The sequence below is a fragment of the Levilactobacillus muriae genome (assembly GCF_045862015.1).
Taxonomy (GTDB): Bacteria; Bacillota; Bacilli; order Lactobacillales; family Lactobacillaceae; genus Levilactobacillus; species Levilactobacillus muriae.
The window spans coordinates 56,480-78,017 of the sequence record NZ_BAAFRU010000013.1 but is presented as its reverse complement, the minus strand read 5'-3'; the positions used below and the strand labels follow the sequence as shown (position 1 = coordinate 78,017).

Annotated in this window: 20 protein-coding genes and 1 tRNA gene; 14 read left to right on the top strand and 7 right to left on the bottom strand. The window is 50.2% G+C overall.

What is annotated here, in order from left to right; translation table 11 throughout:
• Positions 1–164 (top strand): zinc ribbon domain-containing protein (locus tag ACKTSF_RS10285; RefSeq protein ID WP_407889151.1); only part of this gene is annotated, 164 nt, incomplete at its 5' end.
• 281 nt (positions 165–445) lie between these two features.
• Here the strand turns inward: ACKTSF_RS10285 and ACKTSF_RS10280 are convergent.
• Complete coding sequence (locus ACKTSF_RS10280; RefSeq protein ID WP_407889145.1) at positions 446–1,438, bottom strand: LacI family DNA-binding transcriptional regulator; 993 nt, start codon at positions 1,436–1,438, stop codon at positions 446–448.
• A gap of 254 nt (positions 1,439–1,692) precedes the next feature.
• On the opposite strand from ACKTSF_RS10280, the gene ACKTSF_RS10275 reads away from it, so the two are divergent.
• The 3 genes from ACKTSF_RS10275 to ACKTSF_RS10265 all read left to right on the top strand — a co-directional run bounded on the left by ACKTSF_RS10275 (position 1,693) and on the right by ACKTSF_RS10265 (position 3,636).
• Positions 1,693–1,764 (top strand) — tRNA-Gln (locus ACKTSF_RS10275).
• Between the two features lie 130 nt (positions 1,765–1,894).
• On the top strand, positions 1,895–2,827 hold the full coding sequence (gene rihA, locus ACKTSF_RS10270) for a pyrimidine-specific ribonucleoside hydrolase RihA (protein ID WP_407889143.1): 933 nt from the start codon (positions 1,895–1,897) through the stop codon (positions 2,825–2,827).
• A gap of 128 nt (positions 2,828–2,955) precedes the next feature.
• Complete coding sequence (locus tag ACKTSF_RS10265) at positions 2,956–3,636, top strand: YoaK family protein (RefSeq protein WP_407889141.1); 681 nt, start codon at positions 2,956–2,958, stop codon at positions 3,634–3,636.
• Positions 3,637–3,853: 217 nt separating this feature from the next.
• On the opposite strand, the gene ACKTSF_RS10260 is transcribed toward ACKTSF_RS10265, so the two are convergent.
• Complete coding sequence (locus ACKTSF_RS10260; protein ID WP_407889139.1) at positions 3,854–5,551, bottom strand: aryl-sulfate sulfotransferase; 1,698 nt, start codon at positions 5,549–5,551, stop codon at positions 3,854–3,856.
• 418 nt (positions 5,552–5,969) lie between these two features.
• Between ACKTSF_RS10260 and ACKTSF_RS10255 the strand changes: the two genes are divergently transcribed.
• The 4 genes from ACKTSF_RS10255 (at position 5,970) to ACKTSF_RS10240 (ending at position 10,655) form a co-directional block, all read left to right on the top strand.
• Positions 5,970–7,190 carry an acyltransferase gene (locus ACKTSF_RS10255; RefSeq protein ID WP_407889137.1) on the top strand — a complete coding sequence of 407 codons (1,221 nt, stop codon included), beginning with the start codon at positions 5,970–5,972 and terminating at the stop codon, positions 7,188–7,190.
• Complete coding sequence (locus tag ACKTSF_RS10250) at positions 7,126–8,643, top strand: AMP-binding protein (protein ID WP_407889135.1); 1,518 nt, start codon at positions 7,126–7,128, stop codon at positions 8,641–8,643. The genes ACKTSF_RS10255 and ACKTSF_RS10250 overlap by 65 nt, the downstream gene beginning before the upstream one ends.
• A complete protein-coding gene (locus ACKTSF_RS10245; protein ID WP_407889133.1) occupies positions 8,640–9,623 on the top strand; it encodes an aliphatic sulfonate ABC transporter substrate-binding protein in 984 nt (327 codons plus the stop codon). Before ACKTSF_RS10250 ends, ACKTSF_RS10245 begins: the two co-directional genes overlap by 4 nt.
• Before the next feature lie 303 nt (positions 9,624–9,926).
• Complete coding sequence (locus ACKTSF_RS10240; RefSeq protein WP_407889131.1) at positions 9,927–10,655, top strand: MerR family transcriptional regulator; 729 nt, start codon at positions 9,927–9,929, stop codon at positions 10,653–10,655.
• An 856-nt stretch (positions 10,656–11,511) separates the two neighbouring features.
• Here ACKTSF_RS10240 and ACKTSF_RS10235 read toward each other — a convergent pair.
• The 4 genes from ACKTSF_RS10235 to ACKTSF_RS10220 form a co-directional block, all read right to left on the bottom strand.
• Entirely contained in the window at positions 11,512–12,234 is a 723-nt protein-coding gene (locus tag ACKTSF_RS10235) for an ABC transporter ATP-binding protein (RefSeq protein WP_407889129.1), read from the bottom strand.
• On the bottom strand, positions 12,227–13,054 hold the full coding sequence (locus ACKTSF_RS10230) for an ABC transporter permease subunit (protein WP_407889127.1): 828 nt from the start codon (positions 13,052–13,054) through the stop codon (positions 12,227–12,229). The genes ACKTSF_RS10235 and ACKTSF_RS10230 overlap by 8 nt, the downstream gene beginning before the upstream one ends.
• Positions 13,055–13,622: 568 nt before the next feature.
• A complete protein-coding gene (locus ACKTSF_RS10225; RefSeq protein WP_407889126.1) occupies positions 13,623–14,558 on the bottom strand; it encodes a C39 family peptidase in 936 nt (311 codons plus the stop codon).
• Between the two features lie 434 nt (positions 14,559–14,992).
• Positions 14,993–15,550: a cysteine hydrolase family protein gene (locus tag ACKTSF_RS10220; RefSeq protein WP_407889124.1), complete on the bottom strand. Its 558-nt coding sequence runs from the start codon at positions 15,548–15,550 to the stop codon at positions 14,993–14,995.
• A 261-nt stretch (positions 15,551–15,811) separates the two neighbouring features.
• Here ACKTSF_RS10220 and ACKTSF_RS10215 point away from each other — a divergent pair, with 261 nt between their 5' ends.
• The 5 genes from ACKTSF_RS10215 to ACKTSF_RS10195 all read left to right on the top strand — a co-directional run bounded on the left by ACKTSF_RS10215 (position 15,812) and on the right by ACKTSF_RS10195 (position 18,863).
• The gene (locus ACKTSF_RS10215; protein ID WP_407889122.1) at positions 15,812–16,129 is read left to right on the top strand and encodes a PadR family transcriptional regulator; all 318 of its coding nucleotides are present in this window, start codon (positions 15,812–15,814) and stop codon (positions 16,127–16,129) included.
• Positions 16,122–16,319, top strand: coding sequence for an HAAS signaling domain-containing protein (locus ACKTSF_RS10210; RefSeq protein ID WP_407889120.1), 198 nt, complete (start codon positions 16,122–16,124; stop codon positions 16,317–16,319). Before ACKTSF_RS10215 ends, ACKTSF_RS10210 begins: the two co-directional genes overlap by 8 nt.
• Positions 16,312–16,767, top strand: a complete 456-nt coding sequence (locus ACKTSF_RS10205) for a DUF1700 domain-containing protein (RefSeq protein WP_407889118.1) — start codon at positions 16,312–16,314, stop codon at positions 16,765–16,767. The genes ACKTSF_RS10210 and ACKTSF_RS10205 overlap by 8 nt, the downstream gene beginning before the upstream one ends.
• On the top strand, positions 16,764–17,735 hold the full coding sequence (locus ACKTSF_RS10200) for a DUF4097 family beta strand repeat-containing protein (RefSeq protein WP_407889116.1): 972 nt from the start codon (positions 16,764–16,766) through the stop codon (positions 17,733–17,735). Before ACKTSF_RS10205 ends, ACKTSF_RS10200 begins: the two co-directional genes overlap by 4 nt.
• 129 nt (positions 17,736–17,864) lie before the next feature.
• Positions 17,865–18,863, top strand: a complete 999-nt coding sequence (locus ACKTSF_RS10195) for a tRNA dihydrouridine synthase (RefSeq protein ID WP_407889114.1) — start codon at positions 17,865–17,867, stop codon at positions 18,861–18,863.
• Between the two features lie 195 nt (positions 18,864–19,058).
• Here ACKTSF_RS10195 and ACKTSF_RS10190 read toward each other — a convergent pair whose 3' ends face one another.
• Positions 19,059–19,337, bottom strand: coding sequence for a hypothetical protein (locus ACKTSF_RS10190; RefSeq protein ID WP_407889112.1), 279 nt, complete (start codon positions 19,335–19,337; stop codon positions 19,059–19,061).
• A 935-nt stretch (positions 19,338–20,272) separates the two neighbouring features.
• Here ACKTSF_RS10190 and fabV point away from each other — a divergent pair.
• Positions 20,273–21,463, top strand: coding sequence for an enoyl-[acyl-carrier-protein] reductase FabV (gene fabV / locus ACKTSF_RS10185; protein WP_407889110.1), 1,191 nt, complete (start codon positions 20,273–20,275; stop codon positions 21,461–21,463).
• The last annotated feature ends 75 nt before the right edge of the window (positions 21,464–21,538 follow it).

The window sequence follows — 21,538 nt, the reverse complement described above, 5'->3', positions numbered from 1 at the left end:
GGAATACGACGCAAACTTGTAGCCATTGTGGACACGTCATGACGGGTAAGAACAAACTGACGTTAGCCGATCGAAAATGGATGTGTCCCAGTTGTGGGGCTTTTCATGTACGGGATCATAACGCAGCTAAGAATATATTAGCTAAGGGTTTAGCAACCTTGTAAGAACTGTGTCCGTCTGGCAACCTGCGGACCTAAAAGGCTTTGGTAATTAGCGGATAAGTCCTATTCGTAGGCAAACGCTGTATCTAAGCAAATTGTGGTCGCCATGCCATGGGGTGTGGCTCTCGCAAGCGTCCGTTTTTAAACGGGCGTGGTTGACAAATATCGTGACTTCTTGATACGTTGAGTATACCCGAGTTTCGGATGGAAACCTAGCAGAGATAGATGGTAACACCCAATGGTTACGGGGATGCGCGATTCATTGTAAGCCCTGCACAGCCAGTCTAGCGGGCATTAGCTGAACGAGGGATAATCTCTGCGGATAGCCGGAATTCTTGCGTGGCGAGTTGCTGATCGGCTACCCGGGCAAGAACCCGTTCAACGGCGATTCGACCCAATTCGGCAATCGGTTGTTTAGCCGTGACGATGGGCTGGGGAAGAAAGTCGAACCAGTCATTGTCGTCGAAGGCGCCGAGCTGAAAGGCGGGGAGTTGTAGGTCTGGGAGCTTGGTCAGGACCCCGGTCATGATGGTATTGTCTGCCGCAAAGAGCGCGTCACACTTCTGGTTGACCAGAAGTTGGCGAGTCATTTGCGGCACGTTGCTACCATCGGTTCGAGCCGTGGCCTCAATGGCAGGATCGGTGGGCAGGTCAGCTGCAGCCAGTGCTCGATGATAGCCCTGCAATCGTTCTCTAGCTGTCGCCGATACTGAACTGTTAATGATTCCAATCCGCTGGGCGCCCCGGTCGATCAGGCAGCGAATGATGGCTTGCGTTCCCTGAATATTGTCCACGAGCACCCGGTCATATTGCGTGACCACGTCGGCAGGCGGCATCCGGTCGACGAAGACGGCGGGGGTGTTGCCTAGCATCTTCGGGTAGTCGGTGGTATTACCGGCACTCGTAATGATAAGGCCGTCGACCTGTTTTTCAAGCATCAAGTTAATGGCCTTGGCTTCCTTGTTGAGGTGTTCATCGGTGTTGACGATGAGGACGTCATAGCCGGCTTGGCCCGCTGCGTCTTCAATGGCACGGCTGAGTTGGGTAAAGAAGCCATTTAGAATGTCGGGGATGATCATGCCCAGCGTGTGACTTTTTTGGACGCGAATACTGCGTGCGAGACCGTTGGGCCGGTATCCCAGGTTGCGCGCGATATTTTGGATTTTTTGGCGGGTGTCACGCTTGACTTGGGGGCTATCGTTGAGCGCTCTTGAAACGGTGGCTTCCGATACCCCAGCCTGTTTGGCGACGTCTTTGATCGTAATATTGGTTGACATGCAATTCACTTCTTTGTTATTAGTAATTGTCTTATTAATATAAGCATCAATAACTAAAAGGCTGTAAAATTGGTTACACTATTGATGGCTGTGAGGTTCAAACGTTTTATACTTTATCGTAGCGGTTTCATGGGGGTGTCGTCAACTGTTTCTGAGTATTGGTCCAAAATTCTCTTAAAAAGGGGTTGCATTTACCCAGTGTAAGATGATAAAATTGTTATCTGTTGGGGTAAGTCATTATTTATCCAATTCATTGGGCTATAGCCAAGTGGTAAGGCAACAGGTTTTGATCCTGTCATGCGCTGGTTCGAATCCAGCTAGCCCAATCAGAGGTTTACGGAAGTTTCGTCGATTAAGTTCGGTGGAACTTCTTTTGTTTTGTCAGAACTTGTAAGCGCAACCATCATAGCATAAAATGGAACTTAAACGAAATGAACAGATAGGAGCGATTTCCTCATGAAAAAAATAATTATGGACTGTGACCCCGGGCATGATGACGCCTTAGCCATGATGCTAGCGTTGGCAAGTCCCGAGATTGACTTGTTGGCAGTAACTTCCTCTGCCGGCAATCAGACGCCGGAGAAGACCTTAAACAACACGATGCGACTCCTAACCCTGATGCACCATCAGGAGATTCCCGTCGCCGGTGGTAATCGGACACCGTTGATGCAGCCGCTGGAAACGGCCGGAAATGTTCACGGAAAATCTGGGCTGGACGGGGCTGATCTGCCTGATCCCGACTTTGCTGTGCAGGATATGACCGCTATCGAACTGATTGCCAAGACTTTGCGGGAGAGCAGTACGCCCGTGACACTGGTCGTGACCGGGCCGATGACCAACATTGCCCTGTTTCTGCGAGTCTATCCCGAACTTAAGGAAAAGATCGACCGGATCGTCTTTATGGGTGGTGCGATGGGGCTAGGCAACTGGACGCCTTCTGTCGAGTTCAATATTTATGTGGACCCTGAGGCGGCCAAAATCGTTCTCAACGCTGGGATTCCTCTAACCATGGCGCCGCTAAACGTGACTCATAAGGCCCAGATCCTCAAGCCAGAGATCGCGGTTATTGGCGAGATCGACAATCCCGTAGCACACGCCTTTCAAGGGTTGTTGAACTTCTTTGAGGTCTACCACGAGAATCCTAAATGGGGCTTCAAGGGGGCGCCACTTCACGATCCGTGCACGATTGCTTGGCTCCTTCATCCGGAAATGTTCAAGAGTGAGCTGATGAACGTGGATGTTGAAACGCAGGGCGAACTGGTTCGTGGCGAGACGGTTTGTGATTACTATGAATTGACTGGGAAGCCGAAGAATACTGACGTCCTGCTGGACATCGATCGGCCAGCCTTTATTCAACTGATTACAGATTCTTTAAAGACTTTTAATTAACGTGTAAAAGCCAGCCACACCAACAACCGAGTGGGGATGTTGATGTGGCTTTTTGCTGGTCTTAACCAAATCTCAAATAATTTCAGCTACACTATTTGAACGCAGAGAGTTCAGAGAGGTGAGTTGCATTGAGACAGACAACATTTCCCGCCCACGAGCAATTGTTGTTCGGCTGTGGACTAACCATGGTTGCGGGGGCCCTAGACGCTTATTCCTACCTGGAACACGGCGCCGTTTTTGCCGGCTTGCAGACGGGTAACTTGATTTTGTTAGGGGTTAGTTTGGGGCACTTCCAGCTGGCCGTTGTGGGCCGCTATCTGGCATCGCTACTTGCATTCGTGGTGGGAACGATCATCGTGCGGATGGTTCAGCATTTTCTAGAAAAATCGCGTGTGAGTTCTCAGCTGGTTGTGTTGGGATACATGCTCGTGTTATTAATGACTGCTCTATTATTAAATAATCAGCTGCCGAGCGCTTTAGTTGCGGCACTATTATCATTAGCGGCGGCAGCAGAACTACAGGAATTTCGGCAAATCAAGGGAGCACCGTTTACGCCGTTAATGATGACCGGTAACGTTCGCAACATCTCGGAGTCCTTATATGACGGGTTGCGCTATCGCAATCGCGAGGCCCGCACCAAGGCACTGGACACCGGCGCACTCATGCTGAGTTTCATCGGTGGGGCGCTGATCGTAGCCGCCTTCACGTCATTTATGGCAGCGTATGCGTTGCTCTTACCGGCAGCACTAGTCGTGGCACTATTGGTCTGGCTCTATCAGCAGACCCGGCGTCGGCGGTGGAAACACTAACTCAGGGTTGGCAATACGGTTTTCGCCTGTGACCGTCAGTGCTTTCACCTGTTGTGGGGCCTGGTGAAAATGCAATGTGAACATTTTAGCGTTTAACCTTTAGGATCATGATATAAAAAATGCGATTCCGTTATGGAATCGCATTTTTTAATGGGATTAAGCAAACTTAGTAAAGGCCAAGCTAATCTTAGCCGCGGGCGAGGTTCAAACCTAATCCTTATTTCGTTGCGTCGAAAGAGTAGGCGCCGTTGTAGAACTGGACGCGGTAGGCCCGATAAGCGTAAGCCTTAGATGCCGCGTTTTTCATGGTGGCGTTGAAGACTTGCTTATCACTCTTTGTAACCTCGATGATGTTACTCTGTTGGCCACCGGCCTTGTAACCAAAGTCGATCAAGACGTTGCCGTTCTTTTCCTTTTCGGCGTATCCGATGACACTGGTGAAGTTGGCCTTACCCAATGTCTTCCCATAGGACCAGGTTGAGGTGATGGTCATCTTCTTGGCGTTGACGTGGTATTGAACAGCTTGAGAGTACTTGCCAGAGGTGCTCTTGTTCCCATTCGTCACGTTGACGTTGTTGTCGTACAACATGAAGTCTTCACTGTTGGCCGAGTTCTTGCCGCCGTTATTCAGCAGGTATAACCCGTGTTGGCCACCGGTCGTAATCGTGCCCTTGGTTGGGGTCAGGACGTACTTCTGGTAGGCCTTAGGCCAGCTGGACTTTTTCTTACCGCTATAGAGCCATTTGATATGGTCCGTCTTGTAATCGAGCTTCATGATCAAATCTTGATTCCGACTGGAGAGCACGATGGACTTGTCGTTCTTATCGTAGTCGACCGCGTTGTTATGCAACCAGTCGATTTTGCCATCGGTACCTTTCTTAAACTTGGCCCACATGGACTTCGGCAGAATCTTCTTCAAGTCGATGACCTTCACGATTTTCCCGGTCTTGTGGGACACCTCGATCAAGGTGTCTTCCTTATATTTCGAGCCATCAGAAACGGTGGCTAAGAAATTGTGATTGGGTAATTCGACCACATCATGGTGAATGACAGTCGTTTCGACCCCGCCATCAGTACTACTGGTCTTATTGGCAAAGCCGTATTCCTTGTAGACGCGTCCGAGATAGTCGGTTTCAATCAAGTCATTGTAGACGTCGGAATTCTGATTCTTCTTGGAAAGAATCATGATGTGGCCGTCAGACCACTGTTCGATGGTGTGCTGTGAATAGTTGGTATCGTACCACCGCACAGCGCCATCGGCGTCGATGGCAAAGGGTTGCTTGGTCGTCCGGTTGATGACGGTCAGTTTATTCTTCCCGATGTCCATCTTGGATTTGTCGACATTTTTAGTGGTAATCGTGGCGTTTTTAATGTACGTCGGCAGTGCACCTGTTTTTAATTTTAAAGTCTTAGTCTGTGTCTTGCCAGCTTTCGTTGTGGCGGTGATCTTCACGGTGTTAGTGGTGTCCGCGTAAAGGCCGACGACCGGAACCTGATGACTCGTGGTGTACCCGCCTTTGACCGTGTTACTGATCGAGGTCTTGTCGGTCTTGCCGACGACGGTGTAGGTGACCTTCACGTCGTTACTGGTTTTAAAGGTGACCAGTGCGGACAGTGGCGAGGTGCCATACGGGTTGACCTTCACGTAGGGGCTATTCAGGGTGTATTTGGAACTTTCTGCTGCTGCCTTGTACTTAGCCGTTGCGACTTTTTGCGAGTCTTGGCGGGTGGTAATGATCTTCGTATCCAAATTCTTTTTGATCTGCGAGTCGCTCAGTGCAACCTTGTTGTTCTTGATCGTGTAACTGGAACTACTTTTAGTCGCTGAACAGCCGGCAAGTCCAACTGTCAGAATAGCCAGGGATGCGACTGCGACGGCAGCCATCCGGGGGTGTTTAAATTGCAAATGAGACATCTCCTTCATAAAAATATGCCAAAAAGGGGCCACTGATCCACAGATCAGCTTGCCCCCATGTGTAACACTTCTAATATAGCACTGCTATAAAACAGGCATATTACCAAAGATTGATACTTCAGAGAAGAAAATGTGATGATCTTGTGAATTTAAACAATTGGTTTATACAAAAATAAGGATAATTATGAGAAGTGGCGGGAAATTAGCCGGGATGGATAATAGTGAACTTTGTGAATAGACGAGGCTGAGTGCTGGGTGACCATAACTTCATCAAATTAGGAGATAACTTTGACATAATCATAAGAATTTCACAGGAAATGTTTAAGTTAGCGTAAGGACGATGCTGCGCCACGGATGCTATAACTAGACTATGTTGTTTGACCGAAACACGATTAATGGAAATTAGAGAGGTGAGACCGTGGCCGAACGGAAAAAACGGCGGTATTTGCACGAGGTGGATCTCATGCGTGTCATCTTTATCGGTGGGGTTTTGCTGAACCATACCACGACAGCGTTTGAGTCCCGCTTGGTCGATACCTCGCATAGTCAATTGATTTTAGAGGCGACCCATTTGGCCTTACATTTTACGCGAATGGGCTTCATGTTTATGACCGGCTTGGTGCTGGTTCTGAACTACTACAACCGCGATCATCATTGGTTGCAATTCTGGCGGAAACGTTACCTCGGGTCCGGAATTCCCTACATCGCTTGGAACGCCATCATCATGGTGGTGGCAACCTTGATTGCCAGTGGGGGCATCGACTGGTCGACATACTGGCCACACCTGGGTAATGCCTTGATGTACGGGAACGCCTACTACATGTACTACATCATGGTGACATTTCAACTCTACCTGTTGTTTCCCCTCATTGTTTATCTGTTTAAGAAATTACCGGACAAACATTTGGCGATTATGGGCGTGAGCGCCGTGATACAACTGCTCCTACTCATTGGTATCAAGTATTGGCTTCCCCAGGTCGATACCAGCAACTGGTGGTATTTCTTCAGAGACTATGGGATCAATGTCTTGGTCTATCAAGTCTACTTCCTGGCTGGGGGAGCGGTTGCGATTCACTACGACGCTTGCGTGGCCTGGGTTGAAAAGCATCATCGGTTCATTGGATGGGGCACTGCAATCTTGGCGATGGGCACTGTTTTCCTCTACTTCGGCAACAAGGATATTCTGAAGCTGAGTCGTAGTGGTATCTTTTCCGTGCATCAACCCTACATTTTTATTTACGATGTTTTCATGCTGAGCTTTGTCTTCTGGCTTGGTCTGCAGTATGCCAAGGTTCGCCAGCATGGCCTTCCCGATTGGGTCGATCGGTTGATTCAAGCGTTCTCCAAGGTGTCCTTCGGGGTCTACCTGACGCAGAGCTTACCATTATTCGCTCTGGGGGACCTCCTCAGCTTACTGAAACTTCCTGCCTGGGCGGTGCTCGCACTTCTGCCCCTTGGCTATCTCTTTGTCTTTGGCGGAGCACTCGCCATTTCCTGGTTCTGTTACCGTGTCCCACCGTTTGGCGTCCTGATTGGGCGACCCCAGTGGCACATCTCGAAAGGAGTTCCTGTCCATGTCCAAAATAACTTTAAAACTCGCCCAACAACTGAAACAAGCATCCAATCAAACCATCATTAAAGATGAAGCACGCGATCGCTGGTTCACCGGGGCCGAATTAGCCACTGATGTTGACCAACTCGAGGATCAGCTTCGAGGCTTGCGCGTGGGGCATGGTGATCTCGTCTACGTTTGCCTGCCTAATTCCGCGCTGTATCCCGTATTGACACAAGCCATCTGGGCCATCGGTGCCACGATGCATCCCGTCGCTCCCAGAACGCCAGCCGCGGAAATGCAAGCGGAATTGGCCGCTCACGACTACGCCGCCATCATTGTTTCAGATAGCTTAGTGTCCGCTGCTCAGCTTAATCGACAGACGATCGCTGCGAAGCTCCAACTGGCTACGGCCGATTCGGTGACGCTTCTTCGCGACGCCGCGGTTGACGGGCACGTACCCGCTACACCAACTGAAGAAGATGTGGCGTTGATTCTGAACACTTCGGGAACGACCGGTAAGCCCAAACGCGTGGGCTTGACGCACCGCTTATTGCGTAACGGTGCCGAACATGATATCGCCAGTCACCGCATGACGGCAGCTGATACGACGATGATTGTGATGCCACTGTTCCATATCAATGCACAGGTTATGTCATTATTGTCGACTCGGCTATCCGGTGGCAAGGTCGTCATTACACCGAAATTTAGCGCCAGTCGTTTCTGGCCCCAAGTTCAGGCCAACCACGTCACCTGGGTTTCAGTTGTGCCGACCATTATCAACATTCTCTTGTTAAATGAAAAATCACGGGCAACCTACGACGAGGATCGCAATCATCTACGGTTTGTTCGCTGCTCCTCATTCTCACTGCCGCTGGAAAAATTAACCCAGTTCCAGGACGTATATCACACGCGTATCTTGGAAGGTTATGGTATGACTGAAACGGCGAGCCAGTGCACGCTGAACCCTTATGACGCGCCTAAAGTCGGATCGGTTGGCAAGCCATTCGGAACCGATGTGGCAATCCTCGTGAATGGTGAATTTGTGGAAAACAGCCATGAGACTGGTGAAATCGCCGTTCGCGGAGATCATGTGATTGGGGCTTATATGGATCCGCACCCCGATTCCTTCCAGGATGGTTGGTTCTTGACCGGTGATCTGGGTTACTTTGACCACGAAGGCTACCTTTTTGTGAATGGCCGGAAGAAGGATATCATCAGTGTAGGGGGTGAGAAGGTGGCCCCAGCTTACGTTGAGAACGAATTGAGTGAGCTACCGTTTGTGAAGGAAGTGACGGTAATTGGCACGCCTGATGACCTGTATGGTGAGGCGGTCACGGCCGTCATTATTTCTACACCGGGTGATCAAGTTGCTCAACGGCAAGCTGTCTTCGATCAAGCACAGCGAACGCTGGCCCCATTTGAACGCCCCAAGCACGTCCTCTTCGTACAGGATTATCCCCGTAACGCCACTGGGAAGGTCGTTCGGCCGCAACTTCGACGCCAGATTGTTGCACGGCGAATCGGTGAAGGCGCATGAGTCAAACTAAACGGCGCTTCCTCAAATGGGTTGTGGGGTTCATCGTCATCCTCTGGGCCGGCGTCGCGTTCTACGGGTTCCGACAGACCGATGCCGGTAGTCAGGCTAGCGGGTTAACGACCGTGACCGTTGGCTATCAAAAGGGTGACCCGGTTGACATCGCCAGGCAACGCGGTGAATTGGTCAAGGAAATGAAGGCCAAGGGCTATAAAGTTGTTTATAAACAGTTCCAGGATGGGACCTCACTCCTACAGGCACTGAAGGCGGGGAGTATCGACTACGCCCGGACCGGTGATACACCGCCGGTAACTGCTCAGGCGGCCGGTACCAAGCTAACGTATGTTGGTGCTGGATCCGCCAAGCCTAATGGCTCAGGAATCGTGGTCAAGAAAGGCAGCGGTATCTCTTCCATCAAGGACTTGAAGGGCAAGAAGGTCGCCTATACCAAAGGGACCAGTTCCCAGTATCTACTGCTGCAGGCGTTGAAGAAAGCAGGGATGTCCGCCTCCGATGTCACCTGGGTCAGCATGGATCAATCGTCGGCCAGCGTGGCCTTTGCTAAGGGCAAGGTCGCCGCGTGGGTCACGTGGGATCCTTACACGGCCCAAGCACAGGTCAACCAGAACGCGAAGCTCCTGACCAGTGGCGTTGGTCTCAGTAACAACCGTGACTTCCTCGTATCGACCCAGAGCTATGCCAAAAAGAATACTAAGATTTCCCAGTACCTAGTCAAGTATCTCGGTAAAGATATGCAATGGGCGAATACGCACAAATCAAAACTGATTAAGATGATGAGCAAGTCGTTGAAGCTGTCATCGGCAGTCGTCAGGAAGATGGTCGACCGTCGGAGTTACACCTTTGGCAGTATGACCAAGAGCATCACTAAGGAACAGCAAAAGATTGCGGACGTTTTCTACAAAGCGGGCGTCTTGAAGCAGGACGTGACCGTGGAAAAGATCGTGACGTATCTGAAGGAATGACCGTCAACGCAGCAGTAGGGTGAAATTGGCACCTGTGCTACCAGAATTCTTGTCGTTAAGTCATAAACGTCCCCTATTGCAAGGCTCACAGTCGTTGTGGGCCTTGTTTTTGTGTGTCGTTCTAGATGATTACGCGTATGGTTACGGTATAATGGGAATAATACCCCGGGGAATGACCCGGTAAGCGCGGTAATTTTAATGTATTTCCCGGGAAATAAGCGGAAACTGCTAAGAAAGTGGGCGTTCCCCCTTGCACGTTACGCGACGTCATCGGGTATACCTTAGAGTAGGAGGTGAAAGACCATGTCGAAATTTACAACGGGCGAGCTAGCTAAGCGGGCACACGTGTCGGTGCGAACTCTGCAATATTATGATAAGCGCGGGCTCCTGCAGCCAAATGAGGTTAGTGAAGGCGGTCGTCGTCTGTATTCACCGGCGGATTTAAAGCGCTTGAAGTTGATTCTCTTACTCAAGGGGATGAATCTGTCGCTAGCGGCCATTCAGGAAATCTTGGACAGTGATCAGGCGTCGCATGTGTTGGCACTCTTATTGGATCAGCAGGAGCAGCGACTACGGGATGAACAGACGGCCAACGCCGCGAAGTTAAAGACGGTAGTTCAGGTGCGCGCCGGCCTCGCTGACTTTGCAGCGGTGCCCATTAAATCGATTGAAGACATGGAATTAATTATGGCAAATAAGAAAGGTTTACGTCGGATTCATGTGAACATGGTGGTCTGGGGACTCGTCATGGATGCAATTGAAATAGCGGCGCTGGTTTACAGCGTTGTCGTCGGTAACTGGTGGGTCTTTGGGGCAGCGATGGTAGTGGCTGTGCTTTTCGCGACGCTGACTGTCCGCTACTACTTTAAGGCGGTCGATTATATCTGCCTGGCCTGTTCCAATCAGTTTCGGCCACGGTTCAAGCAGGCGTTTTTGGCAGGTCACACGCCCAAGACACGGAAATTGACCTGTCCAGTTTGTGGGCAGACTAATTACTGTGTCGAGGTGCTAGGCAAGCTTAAACAAGGTTAACTGAAGGGTGAAAGTTCTCAAATGCTCAGTATGACTGTTGTCACAACGACACGGAGACTAAAATTGGGCATCGTTGTCTAAACCAGCCGGCTTACCGTTCACCAAATTTAGGATGGAACGCTGTGGGTAGGCCGCCGCCAGCCTAAGAAGCGGTCTGTCAGCTCGCTTTGAACCGCCCAACCCGCGTTTCAAAGTCGCCATTTTCCAAGCAGAACACTTGGAAAATCCCACGGCTGAGCCTAAATTTGGCTCACTCACGCCTACGTAGGCAATGACCAACCATCGTAGACTAACGTTGCCAGTCTGGCAATTGTCACGGCAATGTCAGGTTAAAGAACAAATCATAACCGGAGGACCGCTTCTCAGGCCGCAGGCGGTCCCCACAGCAGCCGAAATCTCTGGCTGACACAGGTGGCAATTTATATCTAATTTTTGTGGATTAAATCACGATTAGCTGGGCCTTTCTAGGTGCATTGGGACTTTCAACCTTCAGGCTTAAACTCTAACAACCATCTGAGATTCAGTAGTTGAAATGGGCGCGTACAATCAGAACTGGAGTGCGACCATTGCCATCAATTGGCCTCCTCACTAATACTAATGTAAAAATCGGTAAAGTCGTCTCATGATTTTGGCGAAAAACCAAAAGAATCGTTTTAACCATCAAATGGTTGCAGGGATTAAACGGTGGTCAAATATACGCGTAGTACGGTTTGTAGTACGGCAAGACCAATGAAGTTCACGATAATCCAGGCCAACACAAAGAAAAGTCCCAGTCAGCGGGGAAACTGACTGGGACTTTTCGCATTTAGAGGAGGAGTGGTACTTTCAAAACAAAGAGGGGGGGTGGATCTTAAGACTAAGCCGTTTGCGGTTGGTCGTGGAGGATGGCGTTGAGGACGTCTTCGGCCACGGCCCCAACTTGCCGACCATCTTGATGATCGGTGGGGCCCGCCATTTCGACATAAGTTGTCGCGTGTTTCATCACAACGATGCGGTCCGCCATGCGGGCGGCTTCGGTAACATCGTGGGTGACAAGGATCGTCGTGAGCTGCTGCTGGTCGCAGACCTTGAGGATGAGGTCTTGCATTTTACGACGTGTCAGGGCGTCTAAGGCACCGAGGGGTTCGTCGAGCAACAGCACTTGCGGGTGGGACATCAGCGCACGGGCGAGGGCCACCCGTTGTTTCTGTCCACCAGACAGCTGATTGGGATAGTGATCGGCGTAGTCTTCAAGTTCAACCAAGCTGAGGAGTTGCTTGGCAGCGGCTTTAGTGTTGTCATTGCCGCTATCGAAGGATAGATTTTCAAGAACGGTCATCCAGGGGAGGAGACGATCTTCCTGAAACATAACGCGGATCACGGTGTGTTTGCGGCCGTGTTGGTCAAATAAAACATCGCCGCTGGTGGGCGTTTCTAGTCCAGCAATCAGACGGAGCAGGGTACTTTTACCACCGCCACTCATGCCGACTAGGGCAAGGAACTCGCCGCCACGGATCGTAAGTGTCACGTCGCGCAGCGCGGTGAGGGAACCGTACTGCTTGGCAATCGCGCGAATTGAAATTTCGGGTGCATCAGGCATTCACATGACTCCTTCCGGTAGTTTGCCAGTCTAACAGTAAACCTTCCAGGCCCTTAGCAACGAGGTCGGAAATCTTGCCGAGGAGGGCATAAACCACGATACATAAGATCACAGTCTTCATATCGACGAAGTCCTCGGCGTTGGTGGCCATGTAGCCGATCCCCGAATTCGCGGAGATGGTCTCGGCCACGATCAGCGTGGTCCACATGACCCCTAAGGCGTAGCGAATCCCCACGAGGATCTGGGGGAGTGCCGCGGGGAAGATGATCTTCCGGAACAGTTGGCTATTTGAGAGATTGTAGGACTTTCCCATTTCAATCAGGTCGGGATCAACGGAACGAATTCCAGTGTAAGTGTTGATGTAGACGGGAAAGAGTGTGCCAATCGCCACTAGCGAAATCTTAGCGGATTCACCGATACCTAACCAGAGAATGATCAAAGGAATCAGTGCCAAATGGGGGATGTTCCGAAACATTTGGATGGTGGAGTCAAACAGTAGGCGACACGTCTTGGACATCCCATTGGTAAACCCCAGAATGAAGCCCAGCCCACCACCAATCAGCAAGCCCACCGTCGCGCGATAGAGACTGATACTGAGGTTCTTGGGAAGTTCACCGGACTGGGTTAGTGTGATGCCATCTTGGAAGACGGCCCAGGGTGAGGGGAGCACCGAACTGGGCAACCAACCGATACGACTACTGAACTGCCAGCCAACAACGACGAGCAGGGGGATGACAAAGGGTAAGACTTGATTCAGGGGAGGCGTCCACCGTAAACGTTTAGGTCGAACGGTGGGCGCAAGTGTCACGGATTTTTGCATGGCCTCAGCCTCCTTTAAGGGTAAAGGTGAACGACGCCCAGCAAATGGGGGAGTCACCGAACGTGAGTAGTCAATTGGCGTCTATGTACGGAAAAAGTTTCGCGAGACGCCCAATGCCATTCAATAGAGCTTAGTTTACAAGCAATTCTCAGAAGAAACTACCGGGATATGGTAAGTGTTAGGTAAGAAATTCTTAGAAAGTAAAAGAGTGCGGAACAAGGCGGTTAGACTCTGAGCATTAACGTCAATAAGGATAAAATCCCGGGCCTGGATTTTGTCCTTATTGGGGTTAAGCGCAGGAGTCTGCCTTGTGGAGCACGTTTCGGCAACATAAAATTAGAGGGAAAGCACCGAACAAATGGAACGGTGAAAACCGCCTGGCTTTTTGACTTAATGGGGTTAAGCGCAGGGACCTGCCTTTCGGAGCACGTTTCGGCAATGTAGAATTGGAGGGAAAAGGCATCTCAACATTACCAATAAGGAAAAGAAGTCGTACTACATAAAAGGCCGACACACATCAGTTGCATGATGTGTGTCGACCTTTTAGTTGATAGTTCGTCTTAGTAGATTAGTAAATCGTCATCGCTTGCTTGCCATATTCCTTATTGAAATGGGAGACAGTTTCCCAGCTAATGGCACCGTGGTCGTACTTCATGTTTTTACCACCAGTACCGGCCTTAGCAGTTGAACTGTAGTAAAGGGGATCGTTAACCTTGAATTTACCATTCTTGTAACCAACGATAACCTTGCAATGGTTCCGCTTCTTATCACCATTCTTTTGGTAGGAAGAGTAACCGTAGAATAAGACAGGGTAACCACCTTGAACGTACATCTTGATAGTGTTGGCATTGGCCTTAGAAATATTTGCCGTTCGCTTCGTCCAGTGGTGAGAGTACTTCGTCAATGCGGCAGCGGTGATGACGTGGCCGAAACCAGCGCCAGTGTAGACGTTACCCTTTTGACCACCCTTGGTTGGGACCATTGGCAGATGATTTTGTGCGTAACGCAGATTAACTTTCACACCGCGGTAACGAAGCAACATGGTCATTGCAGCTGAAGCACAGCCCCAAGGTGCAAAGACGGGCTTGTATTGGCTGACGTAGGGAACCTTCATGACCTTACTTGCCGTGCTAGTTGCGACGGCGTTAGCGTTAACGTAACCTAAGTAAGTCTTCTTTGCGTTGTACAGCCGGTAGTAAGTCCGACCATTACTCAATTTATACTTGCCATTTGCCTTATAAGCTTTGTGGAAAAGCTTATTTGAAGATGAAACGGCGTGCCACTTGTTTTGATAGACCTTATAGCCCTTCTTAACAAAGTGGATCTCATGTTTATACGATTTCCAGGACTTGCTTGTTTGTTCTGGAATCGCTTTCGTTGCGGCGCTTGCGGTAACTGATGCAGGTGCTGTCAAAGGAATATTGACGGTACTTCCCACCGTAATGATAGCGAGTAGGGCTGCCCCATTGCGGAGTAGTCGTTTGCTTAGACTAGTTTTAACCATCGTGGTTCCTCCTAATATGTATGTTTGTTACGGTTTTGATTATACACCAAAATTGTTTTGAATAGTGACGTTATATAGGAGAAACTTTGACTTAAACACATAAGGAATTCTACAGAGTCGTCTGCCGTTTACAAATTATGTGACGTTCGGTGGTGAAATTGTTGTAGTATCAAGAAATGCAATGGGTTACTAGTGACAGTGACTCCGATCATATAAAAGAGAAATATTACGTTTTCGTTATTCGACGGCAGCATATCATCACGGATACCGGCTAATACCGAGATTAATTGCTGAACTAGCGAAGAATTGCCACCTGCGGCTTGAGGAGCGCTAATCATTCGCGCGAATTGTATGCGCATCGTGACAACACAAAGGCTGTATGCTCACAATTTAGAGAATACAGTCTTTACGTGGCTTATTTAATTGCAGTCCAGCTAGTCAATGATCGTCGCGCCCAGAGCCGTTTCAAAATGCGTCAACGCCCAGTCATGACCGACTTGATTAAAACTAGCCACGGTATTGCGATGAATCACCAGTTGATAGCCCAGATTGTAGGCATCGACTGCCGTGTGAAGTACGCAGATATCCGTGCAGACACCAGCTAGGTGGAGGGTGTCCACGTGGCGCTCGCGTAGCCGCAGGTCGAGGTCGGTTCCAGCGAAGGCACTGTAGCGGGTTTTGTCGAACAACCAAACGTTATCGTCCGCAGTGTGCTGATCGACCCAATCCTTGACTGGGCCAAAGAGTTCTCGCCCCCAAGTATTGCGGACGTTGTGAGGGGGGAAGAGCTTGGTCTCGGGATGATAGGGATCGTTAGGCGTGTGGACATCCGTAGGTAAAAGGACCCAGTCGCCAGCCTGATGAACCTGATCCGCCAGATCAACGATTGCCGGTGCTAGTCGTTGACCGGGTTCGCCACAAGTCAGCGCACCTTTATCCGCGACGAAATCATTGGTGTAATCGATAATTAACAATGCTTGATGATTGGTCATATCTGATCGTCTCCTAACCTTGTTTGAGGATAGTATGCCGAGCGATGGCGCCATTGTCAATGGGAATGGTCATTAGTGAATTAATAATTAAGGCCAATTCATTAATAATGCCGTGTTATCAGCTGAATGATAACGGACTTGTCACAGGATAGAGTATTTATAAAAAGAGTCGCTAGAAAACATTGACAGCCACCGCGGAGTTTTGTATACTATTGATGAATTCATATTATATAGCGTATAATATTATGAGGAGGAAAGCTTATGGCCATTCAGGTACCGACCGAGCTTCTCGATGGCAGTGTGCTGGGCTTACTGACACAGCAGGACCACTACGGGTACACGCTGACTCAAGAAGTGCGGCAGCTTTTGCCAATCTCGGAATCGACCTTATATCCCGTGTTGCGACGGCTGAAGAAAAATGGCTGGCTGGATACTTATGACGAACCCTTTCAGGGTCGTAATCGCCGGTACTATCGGTTGACGGACAGTGGTCGGGCGCGTTTAGCAGAAATTCAAGGGGATTGGCAGGGCTTTAGCCAAGCAATTTCACAGTTATTGGAGGGAAACACGCATGAATGATTACATTCAGGCCATTGAACGGTTGTTGGGTCAGCTGACAACGGCCGAGCAACAGGATGTGGCAGAATACTATCGTGAATACTTGCTGGACGCGGGGATTGAGACTTACCAGCAGGCGGTTGATGAACTGGGAAACGCCCAAGTCGTTAGCACGCAAAGTCTTAGCGGATTATTCGATTCGAATGAGTGAACAAGAGACTAAGGGGACTGCATCGAAAGGGCAATCACGGTCGAGCGTACAGGCAACTAAGAATAATGTGAAGACGGTCTGGCTGATCGTGTTAGCGCTGCTGTCGACGCCAGTCACGATTCCCATTTTGATCGTGGTAGCAGCTTTATTATTTGCGATGGTGGCCGTGCTGGGGAGCTTGGTCGTCGCTGTAGTTGCAATTGTCTTTAGTGTGATGGCCCTCGGAGTAGTGGGTATTGTTGCAGGGATCTTCGTCATTTGGCAAACGCCGTGGACGGGGCTCTTTTATCTGGGGATTGGGTTGTTTTCGCTGGGAGCCTGCATCATCGGGTGGTTAATTTTGAAATGGTTCGGGAGTAAGGTTGTCTGGGCACTGTCATGGGCGGCGAAGGGAATCTATCGTCGTTTCATTCCACGGAGTCGAGCAGAACGGGGGCGTAAGCTATGAAACGGAGCTTAAAGATTGGGTTAACTTTAATGGCCTTGGGGGCCGTCTTATTCGGTGTTGGCTGGATGAATCACGGGGACAAAGCGGTTGTCTGGAGTAAGTCAACACGCGGATTTAAGACGATTCAGGAGGTCAAACGCAGCTACCATCCGGGGGATTATCAGCGGATCGTGGTGGATTCACAGGCGCCAGTCACCATCAAGGCCGGCAATACTAACCGCGTGACGGTCAGTTACATGGATGGCGACACCAGCTTACCTAAAACCAATGTCGCCAAGGGAACATTAACGATCAAGGGCGGCGTCTCAACGAGCCATCTAAGCGTTTCAATCTTTAGTGTGTCGGATCGGACGACGACTAATGGTGGTGTGCTGGTCACCGTGCCACGGGATAAAAAGTTAGACAGTATTGTGGTGAAAAAAGGGAGCGGGAGTCTCTCATTGCGAGAACTGCAGGCTAAGCAAGTGACGATAGAAAATGCGGATGACATCAATCTCTACGCACTGCGGGTCGATCAAAATATTATGGCCCACTCAACCGATGGGGATGTTTACGCGGACCATGTTCGAGCGAAGCAGCTGCGGGTCAACACGGATGATGGGGACATGAGTATCTCGAATTGTCAGTTAACGGCAACGGATAATCAGTTTGTGACGTCCGACGGGGATATTCGCCTGTCGACCAGCCGGCTGGGTGGTGGCCGTGTCGACACAGCCGATGGGGATATCAGTCTCCAGAGTAACCGGATTACGCAGAAACTCAAGGCCCGGACGGAAGATGGAGATATTCACGCGAATATTGCCAAGTCAGCGGGTGCCAAGGTTGCCTCGCAAGATGATGATATGAGTGACATCACGGTCCTGGGCAAGCACCACCACAGCGGTTATTGGCTGCGGCGTGAAGCCAAGTCGCAGTACCAATTAACGACGGACGACGGGGATGTTCGGGTCGCAGATGAAGCGGATTAAGTTGCATAAAAAGAGCTGTGTCTTGCGCACAACTCTTTTTTCTGGCTTCTGCGGTAAAACGTGGTAGAATATAATGATTGCTTCATACCGGATTAAACATCAAATACAAGTATTAGAGGAGATTTTATCGTGTCTGATTCAGCAGCTTACTGGCAAAATATCGCGGATCACGCCAAGGCCGAAGACCGGCCATTCTTCAGCCTGGCACCAATGGAAGCCGTCACGAACGCTATCTTTCGGCGCGTCGTGGCACGGGCAGCCGCACCCGATGTCTTCTTCACCGAATTCACGAACGCCATCAGTGTGACCCATCCCAAGGCAAAGTTTACCGTTGCTGGTCGACTCTACGTGGCACCCGAAGAGGCCCATATGCCGGTCGCCCAGTTGTGGGGTAACGATGGGGAGGCATTTGCCCGTGCGGCGCAGAACGTGAAGGAACGGGGCTACGAGGCCATTGATCTGAACATGGGGTGTCCAGATTCTACCGTGATCAAGAATCACGGGGGAAGCGACCTGATTCGGAACTTCGATAGCGCGGCGGCTGTGATTGCCGGCGCCAAGACGGCTGGCCTACCTGTAAGCGTGAAGACGCGGCTGGGCTACAGTCGCTTAGATGAATGGCGCGACTGGTTGACCTTCCTGTTTGAACAGGACATTCCGTTGTTGACGATTCACCTGCGGACGAAGAAGGAAATGAGTCGCGTGCCCGCCCATTACGAGTTAATCGACGATATCGTCAAACTGCGTGATGAGGTGGCACCACACACCTTGCTACAGTTAAATGGTGATATTGAAAATTACCAGGACGGTGTGGCGTTGGCTAAGGCGCACCCCGGCGTGGATGGTATTATGATTGGCCGCGGGATCTTCACGAGTCCCTTTGCCTTTGAAAAGACACCGCAACACCACGACGTTAAGGAACTACTTGGCCTGTTGGATTACCAACTCGACCTTTATGATGAGTTCGAGCAACGGTTCGACACGTCTCGTTTCGCCTCCCTCAAGCGTTTCTTCAAGATTTACGTACGGAGCGAGCCCAATGCGGCCAGTTTGCGGAATGCGATGATGGAGACGCATACGACGGATGAAGTGCGAGAATTATTGGCAGATTCTGAATTTACGAAATAAGATCGAAAAGGGCCTGAGGATTTTCCTCAGGCCCTTTAACTTATTAAGCATCTTTAGGATTGAACGCGAGTGGCACTTTTAACTTGTCAGCGTTTCGGCGATGAAATGCTTCGCCATCACACGAGTAGTAGGATTCAACCTTAAGGCTTGCCACATTCTTTACGGTGATTGACGCCTTTAGAACATGGTCTTGGATTAACGTGCGCGGTAGATGCTACCCGTAAAGCCAGTTGAACCAGCTGCTTCATCGTTGGCAGCTTGGACCAGCTTCTTTTGCGTGTCTGAAAGGCGACGATTGTCCCACTTACGAACGGCAGCGTTTTTAGCGTCTTCAGAGGTGTAAGTCTTGCCGTTGAACGTATAATCACCGGCAGCTTCGACATTGTTGGCACCGATAGCGACTGGAATAGCAATGGCAACGATGGCCACTGCAACTAAAGCGATAATGGATTTTGCGAGTTTACTCTTGAGCATCTTGAAATTTCCCCTTTTAAACCTTAATTTATGCCGAACGATGTTGCGCAGCCCAACCATCATACCGTAAGTTGGTTTGGTGACGCAACTAGTAATTTTTGCTGGTCTGCCGGGTGCTTGACGCGAAATGCTGATGGGAAAATAAAGGCATCGCTTCCATAATATTGTAAAAAATAAAACGATCGCGCCCTGGGAGGCTGCTCTCGTGGGGTTTAAGTATTTGAAGGTTGAAAGCTAAAATGTTTGTGTTACTCTTGCGACACTGGGAATTAGCACGGCTAAATTAGTGAAAACAGTCGCACTCCGGCTGCCAGGGATTCCGCTGGCTGTGGGGAACGCCTCCAGCCAAAGGACGGGCTTCCAGCTCGCCTGAAAGCCGCCAAGTGCAGGCGTCTCTCAGGTCGTCCCACGATGTAAGCCGGGAAAAGCGCCGACTAACATCGTCGACATGGCTAGCTCCATCCCTGACTGCCTCCGGCTCTGATTGTGCATATCAATTCCACTCCAATCACTGAATCTCAAACGGTTCCTACAGTTTAAGCATAAGTCAACAACGCTTCTAGGCGCATAATCCATGTTACCTCGAACCAACTACGTCAGCTGAGAGGCCGGCAGATATGGGCTCAGGCGCGTCGTTCTACTTAGTCAGTGGGTGTTTTTTCCCACTGGCTTAGTAGAAAACCAAGCTTGGAGACTCGCGATTTTCGAGGCTTCAAGTTGTGTTCGCACCGATCCAGCCCATATCTGCCGGCCGGTAAGGCGATGACTGGACGATGTTGCCCAATTTTAGCCTCTGTATCGTTGTGACAACAGGCATAATGAGTGTTTTGGAACTTGCAACCTTCAGTATTCAATTTAATACTGAATCAGTCACGGTATCGCTTTCAAGAAAAGAGTGCTAAATTAGAGAAAAAGCGGAAGGTTCGGTGAGCAACATGCAGTTATCGGAAAAAATTGCGGGTAATGTGTCTCGCGCCGTTAATCCACATGGCTTGGAACAAATGATGGCTCGGCAGATTGACACTGTTCGTCGTCGAGGCACCTATGCTGGCGCAAAGCGGGCATTGATTCTCGGTGGTTCGGCTAGCTATGGCTTAGGCAGTCGATTGACGGCGGCATTTGGTCAGGGTGCCACTACGATTTCAGTCGGGTATGCGCGGCCACCTCACGATACTTTTCTCGGCGCGGCTGGTTGGTGGAATCAGGTGTATTTCAACCAGGCCGCGGAACGCGCCGGCCTGGTTGCGCAGAATTTTAACGCCAACGCGTTTCTGACGAGCACGAAGCAACTGGTGATCGACTATATTCAGCAACGCTTGGACGGGCCAATCGACCTGTTAGTGTATGCGGTTGCAGCACCGAAACGGGTCAACCCGGAGAATTCAGCTGAAGTGTGGCGTTCCGTAATTAAGCCGATTGGCACACCGATCACTGAATTTTCAGTGGATTTGGAACATGAAAAACTAATGAAGCAAACGCTGATGCCTGCAACTTCAGAAGAGGTTACGGCAACGACTCACGTCATGGGTGGCGAGGACTGGGAGTTATGGGTGGCAGCTCTCAAGACGGCTGGCGTTTTGGCGCCCAATTGTAAGACGATTCTGTTCTCCTACGAGGGACCAGCGGCGACAGCGGCGATTTATCACGATGGCACTTTAGGACAGGCAAAACGCGCGGCCGAAGCCAGTGCGCAACGGTTGCAGGCGGTATTGGCGCCAACTGGTGGAGAGGCCTTAATCAGTGTGAACCGTTCGGCAACGACCAAAGCCTCAGCCATTATTCCGGGCTTCTCGCGTTATTTATTGGCGCTGTTGCAGGCTGAACAGGCCATTGGAAGTCATGAAACAACGGTGGAACACCAAGACCGACTGTTCCGGGACATGGTCTACGGCCGGCAACGTCAGGTCGATGACTTGGGCCGATTACGACCGGATGCGGCGGAACTTTCGGCAGCGACACAAGATCAAGTGGTTAGAATTTTGCCAGAGATTACGCCAGCTACCTTTACGCCTGATTTACTGGGTTATCAGCAATATCGGCGGGAATTCCGTCAGTTGAGTGGTTTTGACGTTCCGGGAGTTCCCGCCGACTTCGATAGGGCAGAGCTAAATCAACTCAGATATTAGCTTTTTTGAAGTGGCATTGCGATGGCAGAGAGTTCTATAAGCCCGTTGTAATGCCTTTTTAGCACTATTCTTATG